The sequence below is a fragment of the Rhizobium mesoamericanum STM3625 genome, assembly GCF_000312665.1.
GTDB lineage: Bacteria > Pseudomonadota > Alphaproteobacteria > Rhizobiales > Rhizobiaceae > Rhizobium > Rhizobium mesoamericanum.
Map to the genome: position 1 here is coordinate 395,264 of NZ_HF536772.1, position 12,978 is coordinate 408,241.

8 protein-coding genes and 1 pseudogene (1 of these 9 running past the window's edge) are annotated in these 12,978 nt (G+C 60.3%); 2 read left to right on the forward strand and 7 right to left on the reverse strand.

All coding sequences use genetic code 11. From position 1 onward, the window contains the following. A protein-coding gene (locus tag BN77_RS01925) for a M23 family metallopeptidase (protein ID WP_040676605.1) crosses the window boundary here: on the forward strand, positions 1 to 941 show its end. Its footprint begins 1,000 nt before the window's first position; 941 of the gene's 1,941 nt are visible here — the last part of the coding sequence; the start codon falls outside the window, past its left edge; it ends in the stop codon at positions 939 to 941. A 60-nt stretch (positions 942 to 1,001) separates the two neighbouring features. On the opposite strand, the gene clpB is transcribed toward BN77_RS01925, so the two are convergent. Beyond that, on the reverse strand, positions 1,002 to 3,605 hold the full coding sequence (gene clpB, locus BN77_RS01930) for an ATP-dependent chaperone ClpB (RefSeq protein ID WP_007527904.1): 2,604 nt from the start codon (positions 3,603 to 3,605) through the stop codon (positions 1,002 to 1,004). A 307-nt stretch (positions 3,606 to 3,912) separates the two neighbouring features. Between clpB and BN77_RS01935 the strand changes: the two genes are divergently transcribed. Next, positions 3,913 to 5,355, forward strand: coding sequence for an FAD-binding oxidoreductase (locus BN77_RS01935; protein ID WP_007527906.1), 1,443 nt, complete (start codon positions 3,913 to 3,915; stop codon positions 5,353 to 5,355). Between the two features lie 135 nt (positions 5,356 to 5,490). Here BN77_RS01935 and BN77_RS01940 read toward each other — a convergent pair whose 3' ends face one another. The 6 genes and pseudogenes from BN77_RS01940 to BN77_RS31835 form a co-directional block, all read right to left on the reverse strand. Next, positions 5,491 to 6,279 carry a DUF4167 domain-containing protein gene (locus tag BN77_RS01940; protein WP_007527909.1) on the reverse strand — a complete coding sequence of 263 codons (789 nt, stop codon included), beginning with the start codon at positions 6,277 to 6,279 and terminating at the stop codon, positions 5,491 to 5,493. 343 nt (positions 6,280 to 6,622) lie between these two features. Then, the gene (gene prmC / locus BN77_RS01945; protein WP_007527912.1) at positions 6,623 to 7,504 is read right to left on the reverse strand and encodes a peptide chain release factor N(5)-glutamine methyltransferase; all 882 of its coding nucleotides are present in this window, start codon (positions 7,502 to 7,504) and stop codon (positions 6,623 to 6,625) included. Beyond that, positions 7,501 to 8,580, reverse strand: a complete 1,080-nt coding sequence (gene prfA / locus BN77_RS01950; RefSeq protein ID WP_007527914.1) for a peptide chain release factor 1 — start codon at positions 8,578 to 8,580, stop codon at positions 7,501 to 7,503. The genes prmC and prfA overlap by 4 nt, the downstream gene beginning before the upstream one ends. Positions 8,581 to 8,608: 28 nt before the next feature. Beyond that, complete coding sequence (ptsP, locus tag BN77_RS01955) at positions 8,609 to 10,876, reverse strand: phosphoenolpyruvate--protein phosphotransferase (protein ID WP_007527916.1); 2,268 nt, start codon at positions 10,874 to 10,876, stop codon at positions 8,609 to 8,611. An 89-nt stretch (positions 10,877 to 10,965) separates the two neighbouring features. Continuing rightward, positions 10,966 to 12,240, reverse strand: a complete 1,275-nt coding sequence (locus tag BN77_RS01960; RefSeq protein WP_007527917.1) for an aspartate kinase — start codon at positions 12,238 to 12,240, stop codon at positions 10,966 to 10,968. A gap of 367 nt (positions 12,241 to 12,607) precedes the next feature. Beyond that, positions 12,608 to 12,915, reverse strand: a pseudogene (locus BN77_RS31835) (MarR family winged helix-turn-helix transcriptional regulator); the annotation flags it as partial. Positions 12,916 to 12,978: the final 63 nt, after the last annotated feature.

The following is a 12,978-nucleotide window of genomic DNA, read 5'->3' on the forward strand; positions in this document are numbered from 1 at the left end:
GCGGTGCGCGTCATCTCGTCACCGTGGCGCTTGACGACCACGATCGTTTCGTCGCCGGCCGCGAGCCGCCGCAGATCGACGCGGTCACCACCGCCTTCGACGACAACTCGACCTCCGTCCCGTCCAATCAGAACCTGCCACGCGTATATGACGGCATCTATCGTGCCGCACTCTCCTACGGTATGACCAAGGACATGACCGCGCTGATCATCAAGTTGCTGGCGAGCAGCGTCGATTTTCAGGCCGAACTGCGCCCGACCGATACGCTAGAAGCCTTCTTCTCAGTCGCTGACTCCAATGGTCAGGCAACGGCCGATTCCGAGCTTCTCTATGTGAATGCCCGCTTCGGCGACACGCAGACCACCTTCTACCGCTTCCAAGATCCGGAAGACGGTTCGATCGACTACTTCGACCAGGACGGCAAGAGCATTCGGCAATTCCTGCTGCGCAATCCGGTCCCAAACGGGATATTCAAATCCGGCTTCGGCATGCGCCGGCACCCGATCCTTGGCTTTGCTCGCATGCATACTGGCGTCGACTGGGCGGCGCCGCGCGGCACGGCGATCATCGCTGTCGGCAACGGCACCGTCGAAAAGGCAGGCTGGGATTCCGGCGGCTATGGCAACCAGACGATTGTCCGCCACGCCAACGGTTACGAATCTTCATACAACCACCAGAGCGCCATCGCCAAGGGTGTCGTTCCCGGTGCCAAGGTGCGGCAAGGCCAGGTGATCGGCTGGGTCGGCACGACGGGTGAATCCACCGGCCCGCACCTGCACTACGAGATGATCGTTAACGGCACCAAGGTCGATCCGCTGCGCGTGCGCTTGCCGGGAGGCAAGTCGTTGAAGGGCGACGCGCTGGCAAAGTTCGAGGACGAACGGCAGCGCATCGATACACTACTCGGCAATCAGCCGCCGCCGCAGGTGGCAAGCAAGTGATGGCATTCAACAAAAATGGCGGCCGAGGCCGCCATTTCCTTTACAATCTATCGAACGACCTTAAGCCGCTTCGTTGACCGCAGAATTCCGAGTGCTGAACAACAGCCGATCCGAACCGCTGGTGATTTTCACCGTCGATCCATCCGGCACCTGACCGGAAAGGATCTGCTCGGCAAGCGGATCCTGCACGTACTTCTGGATCACCCGCTTCAGGGGACGCGCGCCATAGACCGGATCGTAACCTTTGTTGGCGAGCCAGTTGCGGGCGTCGTCGTCGAGTTCGAGCGTGATCTTGCGCTCGGAGAGCAGTGATACCAGGCGCTTCAGCTGAATATCGACGATCGCACCCATCTCCTCACGCTTCAGGCGGTGGAACAGAATGATTTCGTCGATACGATTCAGGAACTCCGGTCGGAAGTGGCTGCGCACGACCTCCATCACCTGCTCGCGAACCATCTCGCTGTCGTCCCCTTCCTTGAGCTGGGTCAGGTACTCGGCGCCGAGGTTCGACGTCATGATGATCATCGTGTTGCGGAAATCGACCGTTCGACCCTGTCCATCCGTTAGGCGACCATCGTCCAGAACCTGCAACAGGATATTGAAAACGTCGGGATGAGCCTTCTCGATCTCGTCGAACAGCACGACCTGATACGGCCGACGCCGAACAGCTTCCGTCAGAGCCCCCCCTTCGTCATAGCCGACATAGCCGGGAGGGGCGCCGATCAGCCGGGCGACGGAGTGCTTCTCCATGTACTCGGACATATCCATGCGGACCATCGCCGTTTCGTCGTCGAAGAGGAAGCGGGCAAGCGCCTTGGTCAGCTCCGTCTTGCCGACGCCCGTCGGGCCCAGGAAGATGAACGAGCCGATCGGCCGATTCGGATCCTGCAGACCGGCACGCGCACGGCGAACGGCACGCGAGACGGCCTGAACCGCATCCCCCTGGCCGATCACCGATTTCGCCAGCTCGTCTTCCATCCGGAGCAGCTTGTCGCGTTCTCCTTCCAGCATCTTGTCGACAGGAATGCCGGTCCATCGAGAGACGACGTGTGCGATGTTGTCGGGGATTACGACCTCCTGCACCATCGCGCTGCGATCGCTGTCCTGCTGTTCGGCCTCCGTGAGCTTCTTTTCCAGTTCCGGAATGACGCCGTAGGTCAGCTCGCCGGCGCGCTGGAACTCGCCCTTGCGCTGTGCGATCGCCAGTTCGTTGCGCGCCTCATCCAGCTGCTTCTTCAGGTCCGCGGCCAAGCCGAGCTTCTGCTTTTCCGCCTGCCAGCGGGCCGTCAGCGCGTCGGCTTCTTCCTCGAGGCCGGTGAGCTCGGCTTCAAGCCGCGTCAGTCGGTCGGCAGACGCCGAGTCGGTTTCCTTCTTCAGGGCCTCGCGTTCGATCTTTAGCTGCATGATACGGCGATCAAGTTCGTCGAGCTCTTCAGGCTTGGAATCCACCTGCATGCGCAGCCGCGCAGCCGCTTCATCCATCAGGTCGATCGCCTTGTCGGGCAGAAAGCGGTCAGTGATATAACGGTTGGAAAGCGTCGCAGCCGCCACCAGCGCCGAATCCGAGATGCGAACCTTGTGATGCTGCTCGTATTTTTCCTTGAGACCGCGCAGGATCGAGATCGTGTCCTCGACCGTCGGCTCCTCGACCATCACGGGCTGGAAGCGGCGGGCAAGCGCGGGATCCTTTTCGACGTGCTTGCGATATTCGTCGAGCGTGGTCGCGCCGACGCAGTGCAACTCGCCGCGCGCGAGCGCAGGCTTCAAGAGGTTTGAGGCGTCCATCGCCCCATCCGCCTTGCCGGCACCGACCAGCGTGTGCATTTCATCGATGAAGAGGATGATCTCTCCATTTTCGGCCTGTACTTCGTTGAGCACGGCCTTCAGGCGCTCTTCGAACTCGCCGCGATACTTCGCGCCGGCAATCAACGCGCCCATGTCGAGCGCCATCAGCTTCTTGTCCTTAAGTGACTCAGGCACGTCGCCGTTGACGATACGCAGCGCGAGGCCTTCGACGATGGCAGTCTTGCCGACGCCGGGCTCGCCGATCAGCACCGGATTGTTTTTGGTACGGCGGGAGAGAACCTGGATCGTGCGGCGGATTTCGTCGTCGCGGCCGATGACAGGATCGAGCTTGCCCTCACGAGCCTCGCCCGTTAGGTCGCGGGCGTATTTTTTCAGCGAGTCGAAGCCCTGTTCGGCATTCGAACTGTCGGCGGTGCGTCCCTTGCGGATCTCATTGATGACCTGGTTGAGCGCGAGCGCGGTCACACCGGCATTCTTCAGCGTCGTGGACGTTGAGGCCGAAGACTCGATCGCCAGTGCCTGCAGCAGGCGCTCGACCGTGACGAAACTGTCGCCGGCCTTCTTGGATGCCTCTTCAGCAGTCGAAAGAACCTTGGCAAGCGGCTGCGCCAGATAGATCTGACCGTTGCCGCCGGAAACCTTCGGCAGCTTGGCAAGTGCGGCATCGTTGGCGAGACGCGCAGCTTTGGGATCACCGCCTGCGCGCTCGATCAACGAAGCGGCCATGCCCTGGTCGTCATCCAGCAGCACTTTCAGAACATGTTCCGGCGTGAATTGCTGGTGCCCCTGCGCAAGCGCATAGGTCTGGGCCGATTGAATGAAACCGCGCACCCGCTCGGAGTATTTTTCAATATTCATATTATACCTCCATGAATCGCCCTGCCCTCATAAGGCACAGGCCGATGACTGAGATTGAGCTCCCTTAAAAGGCGAACCCCTTTCTTCGCCGCGTATGGAATTTGCGCCGAACGAACTTGCCTGGATATGGTGGAGGTTTTTAAAAGTTTAAAGAGGCCACGGGGGGAAAAACCTCCACGTTAAACGCCGGTGCCTGGTTGTCCGGCCCTTCTCTGTCGAGAACATATTAGCGATCACTTGTGCAAGGAGGACGTGGGGCGCAAGATGCCGCGGCGGAAATTCGCTATCTCGCCTTGGGGAGGAAATCATGGACGACCTGAATCTCACGACCCTCAAAAAGGGCCAAGCGTTGGTAAAGGACGTGGACATCGAAGGCCTTGCGGCAGGGTTGCGCGGCAAGTTGCTAAGCGGAAAGGATTCAGAGTACGACGCGGCGCGGGCTATATGGAATGCCATGGTCGACAGGCGCCCCGGCTTAATCGCGCAGTGCGCTGGCGCAGCCGATGTCATGAGAACAGTTCGGTTTGCTCGCAACAATGGACTCCTGTTGGCCGTTCGCGGTGGGGGGCACAACATCGCCGGCAACGCCATCTGCGAAGGTGGCATCGTCATAGATCTATCGCCCATGAAATCGGTAAGAGTTGACCCAGGCACGAGACGTCTGCGCGTCGAGCCGGGCGCGACACTCGCTGACGTGGATGGCGAGACACAAGCTTTCGGTCTGGCCCTGCCCACCGGCATCAACTCCACAACCGGCATCGCGGGATTGACACTGGGTGGAGGCTTTGGATGGCTAACCCGCAAATTTGGACTGACGATCGACAACCTTATTTCGATGGATGTCGTAACAGCCGAAGGGAAGTTCATGCGGGCTAGTGAACGCGAGGAGCCGGACCTTTTCTGGGCTTTGCGCGGCGGTGGCGGCAACTTCGGTGTGGTGACCTCCTTCGAATTCCGACTTCACGACCTGCCCGGAGATGTCCTCGCCGGACTGGTCGTTCATCCCTTCGCCGACGCGGAGGCCGTGCTCAAGCAGTATCGCCAGGCACTCGAAACCGCGCCTGACGAACTGACATGCTGGGTCGTCATGCGCAGGGCACCACCGCTTCCCTTCCTGCCAGCCGAGTGGCATGGCAAGGAAATCGTGGTGCTCGCCATGTGCTATTGCGGTGACCTCGAAAAGGGAAAAGCAGCAACCGCCGGGCTTCGCGCCATCGGTCGCCCAATCGCCGATGTCGTCGCTCCGATGTCCTTCGCTGCCTGGCAGCAGGCCTTCGATCCACTGCTGACACCTGGCGCCCGCAACTACTGGAAGAGCCAAGACTTCGCAGAGATTTCGGACGCGACGATCGCGATACTCCTTGACGCCGTCCGCAAGCTTCCCGGTCCGGAATGCGAAATCTTCATTGGACATGTAGGCGGCGCGGCCGGCCGAATCCCCGTGGAGGCCACGGCCTTCCCGCAGCGAAAGTCGCATTTCGTCATGAACGTTCATGCCCGGTGGCGTGAGAAGTCGATGGATGACACTTGTATCAGTTGGGCGCGGGCGCTCTTTGAGGCGACCAAGGCGAATGCCATTGGCACTGCCTACATCAACTTCATGCCGGAGGATGAGGCCGATCGTGTCGAAGCGGCCTATGGTGCCAATTACGGGCGCTTAAAGGCGATCAAGCAGCACTACGATCCGCAGAACCTTTTTAGGATGAACCAGAATGTGAAGCCGGAGACGGAGATGCGCGCTGCGAGCTGATCGGGCGGTGGCCGGAGACTGGCAAAGGTGCCAGACGCAATGTCGACACCGTAAAGGCGAGTACACATAAAAAAGAGGCCGTCGCGGGACGGCCTCTCATTCATCCCCACTTCTCCCTGAGGGCTAGTGCATCCTTTATTCTGAGGTGACGTCCACAAGGACGGGCGGTTCGCCGGAATCGGCTTCGCCCTCGGCCGCAGCCTCACCCTCTGCAGCGCGACGCGGACGACGCGGGCGGCTGCCGGCGGCGCGGCGACGCGGCTGGCGCTCGCGCGGCTGACCCGCGGCGCTTTCCTCGTCCATCGAAACCTCGGCCGGGATACCTTCGATCTCTGGCTGCGGACCGCTACCATCCATGACTTCGGGCTGCGCTGCTGCAGCTACCGCTTCAACCGGAGCAGCCTGTTGTTCCTGACGCCGAGGCGGCTGGCGCGGTTGCTCGTCATTGCGACGCGGCTGCTCATCGCGGCGACGTTGCGACTGCTCGTCCGAACGACGCTGCTGGTGCTCGTGCTGGTGACGCGGCGGTTGGACGATGACGACATCGTCGTTATCGATGCCCTCGACGTCGTCGCCCTCGCGCTCGACGCCTTCACTGAATTCATTGCGCTCGTCGCGCTGGAAGCGCTCCTGCATCTGCGCCTGTGCGGCTGCAATGATGCGGTTATAGTGTTCGGCATGCTGCAGGTAGTTTTCGGCGATGACACGGTCACCCGAGCTCTGCGCGTCGCGAGCGAGCTGCGCGTACTTTTCAGCGATATGCTGCGCGGTACCACGGATCTTAACGTCAGGGCCGGAACTGTCGTAGGTCCGCGTCAGCGGGTTGCCGCCCTTGCGATTGAAGTTGTTGTTATTGTTATTTCCGCCGCCGCCGCCGTTGTTGCCACGCCCGCGACCGCGCTTGTTCTGCTGTCCTGGCCTCATAGATCGTTCACCTGAATTCTCTGTTTGTTGTGGAGTTATGGCACCAACCGCCGTGGCCGGTTCACCGGCTCAGGGCCCTCGTGCCGCAAGCATACTGCGCCTTCGCGCCAACCTGCCGCTTGTTCTCAAGTCAGTTTGACTGATTCACGCATTGGGTCGTGTTCAACCTTTGAAGCTCTCGTTTAAAAGAGCGGACCCCGAGGCCGAGCTAGTCTCGAACGACTCACCGTTCTGTCCTATCTCTCCAACGCGTGGGGTCAACCTATATTGCTTCCCGTGGAAATCCAAGCCTTTTCTTCGCAATGGCACCGATGTCCTGTTCGATGCATTAAGTTGTCACGCATCACTTGAGCGCGAACACAAGCGCCCGGTCATTCTGGCCGTAATCGCTTACGGATTCCAGAAGCTTGAAGCCCTCAGCCTCGAAAACCTCTATCACGTCGTTTCGCTGGTCGTAGCCGATCTCAAGTCCCACAACGCCATTCGGCTTCATGAACCTTGCCGCATCCTTGGCGATGGTTCTGTAGGCGTCAAGTCCATCCTGGCCGCCATCCAGTGCGGCATGGGGATCAAATTTCGTCACTTCGGGAGCGAGAGTGTGAACGACTTTAGATGCGATATAGGGCGGATTTGAGACAATTGCATGAAACGCGCCGTGGATATTTTCAAACCAACTGGATTGAATGACTTCAAAGCGATCCCGCAATCCGTTTCTTTCCGCATTTGATTGTGCCGTCCTCAACGCATCGGGCGATACATCGCTGCCGACGCCCGACGCTTCCGGACATTCGCTCAATAGCGCAAGGCATATCGCCCCGGTTCCGGTTCCCAAGTCAAGGATATGGATATGGCCCTCGGTATTTGCAAGATGACGCAGATAAGGAAGCATCGTGTCGACGAGGATTTCGGTATCTGGCCTGGGCTCAAGGGTTTCCGCAGACAGCGACAGTGGCAAGCCGTAGAACTCGCGTTCGCCGAGAATGCGGTGAACCGGCTCGTGCGCCAGCCGGCGTTCGATCGCTTTCGCGATGACCCCCACCTTTTCCGTGCTGATGGTCTCGCCGCCGCGTGTCACGATGTCAGTCGTCGAAAGTCCAAGCAGTCCCGCGATTAGCACACGAGCATCCGCGGCGGCGCTGTCGACACCGGCTTCTGTGAACCGACGACGAGCCTCGGCCAGTATCTGAGAAACCGTAGGCACGGCCTGTTTCCCGCTCATGCTCATTGCTGCTCGCCGAGCTGCGCCAGCTGGCTCGCCTGATAATCGGCCATCAACGCGTCGACCACCTCGTCAATTTCGCCGACCATCATCCGGTCGAGCTTGTAGAGCGTCAGATTGATGCGATGGTCCGTAACCCGCCCCTGCGGGAAGTTGTAGGTGCGGATACGTTCGGAACGATCACCGGATCCGACCTGGCTCTTGCGGTCGGCGGAACGCTCGCTTTCGGCGCGCTGGCGCTCGGCGTCGTAAAGACGTGAGCGCAGAACCTGCATCGCCTTGGCGCGGTTCTGGTGCTGCGATTTCTCGGAGCTGGTGACGACGATGCCGGTCGGCAGGTGCGTAATACGAACGGCAGAGTCAGTGGTATTGACGTGCTGGCCGCCGGCGCCGGAGGAGCGCATCGTATCGATGCGGATGTCCTCCGGCCGGATCTCGATGTCGATTTCCTCTGCCTCCGGCAAAACCGCGACGGTGGCGGCCGAGGTATGGATGCGGCCGCCGGCTTCCGTTTCGGGGACACGCTGGACACGGTGGACGCCGGATTCAAATTTAAGTTTGGCGAACACGCCCTTGCCGGTGATCGTCGCTATGATTTCCTTAAAGCCACCCGCTTCGCCGTCGCTCGACGACAGCACTTCCACCTTCCAACCGTGAGCGGCTGCATAGCGCTCATACATCCGGAACAGATCGCCGGCGAAGAGTGCGGCCTCCGAACCACCAGTGCCGGCACGGATTTCCAAAATAGCGCTCTTCTCGTCTGCTGCGTCCTTCGGCAGCAACAGGATCTGGATTTCCTGTTCCAACGCCTCCAGCCGTTCCTTTACGTCAGGGAGTTCCAGATCGGCCAGATCACGCATCTCGCGGTCCACCGACTTGTCGTTCAGCAGGACTTCGAGATCCGCAAGCTCCGCAATCGCCTTCTCGTAGGCGCGGATCTTCGTGACGACGGGCTGCAGCTCGGAATATTCGGAGGCAAGCTTGACGTAGACATCGGCCGAAGGGCCATCCGACATGCGTGCTTCGATCTCGCCAAAACGGCGTTCCAGCTCGCGCATCTTTTCAACGGGAAGCTTCGCCACCCTTCACTCCGATTCTGCTTGTCATCAACTAAAGAGGAATATTGTGAGCGTCGGCGAAGTGGGCAAGCACGTCGCGCATCGGGGTCGCCGACTTGGTATCGTCAAGCGCCTCGTTCATCACCTTTGCCAGCGCCTCGGCGTCTAGGCCGAGCAACATCGCCTTGACGGGACCAATAGACGCCGGCGACATCGATACAGAACGGAAGCCGATGCCGAGCAGTGCCATTGCCGAGATCGGCTTGCCGGCCAGCTCGCCGCACAGCGTCACCGGCGTATTGTTGCGCTCGCCCGCACGCACGATGTCGCGCAGGATCCTGAGGAACGGTTTGCCAAGCGGATCGAAGCGGTCGGAAACGCGCGCATTGCCGCGATCGACCGCCATCGAGAACTGGAAGAGGTCGTTCGAGCCGACCGAAACGAAATCAACCGCCGCCATCAGCTCGTCGAGCTGCCAGAGCAGTGCCGGAACCTCCAGCATCGCGCCAAACTGCAGCTTGCGCGGCAGGCCGTGGCCGAAGCGGGAAAGGTGTTGAACCTCCTTCTGCAGAAGCTCACGCACCGCAGCGATCTCGGAAACTTCGGTCACCATCGGCACCATCAGCTTCAGCTCGAGGCCGGCCGCGGCCTTCAACATGGCGCGCAACTGCGTGCGCAGCAGACCCGGACGATCGAGCGACAGGCGGATCGCCCGCCAGCCAAGCGCCGGATTTTCTTCCTCATGGCCGCGGAAATAGGGGACGACCTTGTCGCCGCCGATATCAAGTGTGCGGAAGGTCACGACCCGCCCGGCCGCCTGCTTCAGCACGTTGCGATAAAACAGCTCCTGCTCTTCCGCCTTCGGCATAGTCGAAGCAATCATGAACTGCAGCTCGGTGCGGAACAGACCGATCCCTTCGGCGCCGGATTCCGAAAGCTGCGGCAAATCAACCAGCAGTCCGGCATTCATCATCAACGATATGCGTTGCCCGTCCTTGGTGCGCGGCTCGACTGAGCGCAGCGCCCGGAACTGCTCCTGCCGACGGGCTCGGAACCGCACCTTTTCCTCATAGGAACGCTGATGCTCCGGCATGGGGCGAAGATGCACATGCCCGCCATCGCCATCGATGATGACGGCATCACCGTTTTCGGCGAGCGCCACCACACCGGCAGCCTGACCGATCACGGGAATGCCCATGGCGCGCGCGACAATCACCACATGGCTCGTCACCGCGCCTTCTTCCAGCACGAGGCCGCGCACATTTGCACGCGGATAATCAAGCAATTCGGCGGCGCCCATGGCACGCGCTAGAATGATAGCGTCGCTCGGGAAACCATCCCCCGCAGTGCGGCCGGTATAGCCGGTCAGCTGCCGCAGCAGCCGGTTCGCGAGATCTTCAAAATCGTGCATCCGCTCCCGCAGATAGGGATCGGTCATGCGGATCATGCGCGCCTTGGTGTCGCTCTGTACCTTTTCGACCGCAGCTTCCGCGGTCAGACCGTTGCGGATCGCTTCCTCGAGCTTACGCACCCAACCCTGGTCGTGGGCAAACATACGATAGGTTTCGAGAACCTCGCGGTGTTCGCCTTCCATGGACACGTCACGCTGCGACAGAAGGTCATCAATCGAGATGCGCAGCGACCCGAGCGCCTCACCCAGACGACGGATTTCCTTCTCGGAATCCTCATTCAGCAGGTTGGTGACGACGATGCGCGGCTCGTGCAGCACGACGTAACCGAGGCCGATACCTTCATTATAGGTGTCACCATCGATGGTCACCGAACGCGTCAGGTCGAGTTCGAGACCGGGCTTGGTGATCTTTTTGAGTTCGCCGGTGGCAATCATCTCGGCCAGCACCATCGCCGTCGTCTCGAGCGCCTCGAGCTCTTCTTCGCGGTAGGTGCGGCTTGCCTTGTTCTGCACGACCAGAACGCCAAGCGAACGACCCGTGCGCAGGATCGGCACGCCGAGGAAGGAATGATAGATCTCTTCGCCGGTTTCCGGCAGGTAGCGGAAGGCTGGATGCGATTGCGCGTCGGAAAGGTTGAGCGGCTGAGCCGATGCCGCGATCGTACCGACAAGGCCCTGTCCCATCTTCAGTTGGGACAGGTGGACGGCTTCCTTGTTCAGACCTTCGGTTGCATAGAGCTCGAGCACGCCGTCGGCGCGCAGCACGTAGACGGAGCAGACCTCCGCCACCATGTTGCCTGCGATCTGGCGAACGATCCGGTCGAGACGCTCCTGCGGCTCCAGCGGCTCCGCCATCAACTCGCGCAGCCGCTTGAGCAGCACGCGCGGACCGCCCGAAAGGTCTCTCATTGCGTCTCAAGCTCCAAAACAAACATCAAAGTCTCACAGCCATTGGCCGCGTGACTTTTCAACTTGAACGCGCGGCAGTCTGTTCAGAATCAGTTCTTATCCAGACCGTAGCAGGAATGCAAAGTCCTGACAGCGAGTTCTGCGTACGGACCATCGATCAGGATCGAAATTTTGATCTCGGAGGTCGTGATCGCCTTGATATTGATGCCCTTGTCGGCCAGCGCCTTGAATGCCGTGGCGGCAACGCCGGCATGGCTGCGCATGCCGATTCCGATGACGGACACCTTCACGAGGCCCGATTCGTTCTGAACGACATCATAACCGATCTTTTCCTTGTTCTCGCCGAGAACCTTGATCGCCTTGTCGACGTCGCCCGACGGGACCGTGAAGGTCATGTCGGTCTTCGAGCCGTCTTCGGAGATGTTCTGGACGATCATGTCGACGTTGATGTGGCTTTCGGCCAGCGGTCCAAAGATCGCGGCGGAAACGCCCGGCCGGTCTGCAAGACGGCGAAGCGAGATCTGAGCCTCATCCTTGGCATAGGCGATGCCGGTGACTACTTCCTGTTCCACGATTTCATCCTCGTCACAAATCAGCGTTCCGGGCGGATTCAAAAGGTCACCCATGCCCGGAGCATCGGGATCTTCGAAAGAGGAGCGCACAAAGGTTCGGACCTTGTGTACCATGGCAAGCTCGACAGAACGAACCTGCAGAACCTTGGCACCTAGCGAGGCCATTTCGAGCATTTCCTCGAAGGCGATTTTCTTCAGGCGCCGTGCCTGCGGCACGATGCGCGGGTCCGTCGTGTAGACGCCATCCACATCGGTATATATATCGCAACGGTCGGCCTTCACCGCAGCCGCAATGGCAACTGCTGACGTATCCGAACCACCGCGGCCAAGCGTCGCAATGCGGTTGTCGGGTCCAAGACCCTGAAAACCGGCGATGACGGCAACCTGGCCTTCGCCCATACGCTTGATGATGTCGGAGCCGTCGATCTCGAGAATGCGGGCGGCGCCATGCGCGTTGTCGGTGCGGATCGGGATCTGCCAGCCCTGCCATGAGCGGGCGTTGATGTCCATCGCCTGCAGCGCGATCGCGAGCAACCCGGAGGTTACCTGCTCGCCGGATGCGACAACGGCATCATATTCTCGCGCATCGTAAAACGGTGAATTGGCGCCAACGACCTTCGGCGTGCCCTGCACCCATCCGACCAGTTCATTGGTCTTGCCGGACATGGCGGAGACGACGACCGCCACTTCATGGCCGGCATCGACTTCACGTTTCACATGGCGGGCAACGTTTTTGATGCGGTCCAGATCAGCGACGGAGGTTCCGCCGAATTTCATTACGATGCGTGCCATATGCCTCTACCACAACCTAGTGCCAAGAGAGACCAAAGCCAGACCCGGCATCACGAGCCCCCTTCATGGAGCCGCACGGCTGAAGACCCAGGAATTGGGAGTTTCTGGAACCCTTCTTAAGCCTGCGCCCCAGGGGCCCAAGTTGCCGCGTCTCTTAGCGAGTTTGTGGGGGGGTGGCAAGGTGCCGAAAGGAGATTGGCCGAGCGATGATGCTGACGCCAAGGAGATGATATGCACGGATGCTGTCACGCCTGTGAGATCTAAGGCTACCCTCTTCCAACGCGTTGTCGTCACTGGGGCTTCAGTCAAAGGTTCGATTTCACCTTGCAGCCTGTTGAGCGTGTTAATGAGCTGCAAAGCCATTCCCGATCTCCGTCAGGTGAATTGCAGTCAAACGCGTCAACACACCCTCGGCCTTGTCGGTGAGTTCCAATGTTTGCCGACGTTTGTCGTTCGGATCGGCGCGACCAACACATAGCCGGCGGTAGCCAGCCGACCGACCAGTTCCGTCGCCGCATGCGGCGCTATCGGCAATCGTTCGGCAAGCATTCCAACGGTCATCGCCCTCTCGCCACGATGACCCTTAATCGCCAGCAATGCCTGATGCTGTTGTGTCGGAAGTCCCTCTTCCCGCGCGGCGGACGTACTGAAGTCCGTGAAGCGCCGAACTGCCAGAACAGCGTTGCCGGTTGCTCGAAAGGCGCAGTTGCATCCCGCTCCGGAAACGGGCAGCCTAGC

Coding starts and splice junctions, on each gene's coding strand:
- prmC (WP_007527912.1), bottom strand. CDS start 7,504: ATGAGCATGAGCGGGAAACAGGCCGTGCCTACGGTTTCTCAGATACTG.
- BN77_RS01935 (WP_007527906.1), top strand. CDS start 3,913: ATGGACGACCTGAATCTCACGACCCTCAAAAAGGGCCAAGCGTTGGTA.
- ptsP (WP_007527916.1), bottom strand. CDS start 10,876: ATGAGAGACCTTTCGGGCGGTCCGCGCGTGCTGCTCAAGCGGCTGCGC.
- BN77_RS01960 (WP_007527917.1), bottom strand. CDS start 12,240: ATGGCACGCATCGTAATGAAATTCGGCGGAACCTCCGTCGCTGATCTG.
- BN77_RS01940 (WP_007527909.1), bottom strand. CDS start 6,279: ATGAGGCCAGGACAGCAGAACAAGCGCGGTCGCGGGCGTGGCAACAAC.
- clpB (WP_007527904.1), bottom strand. CDS start 3,605: ATGAATATTGAAAAATACTCCGAGCGGGTGCGCGGTTTCATTCAATCG.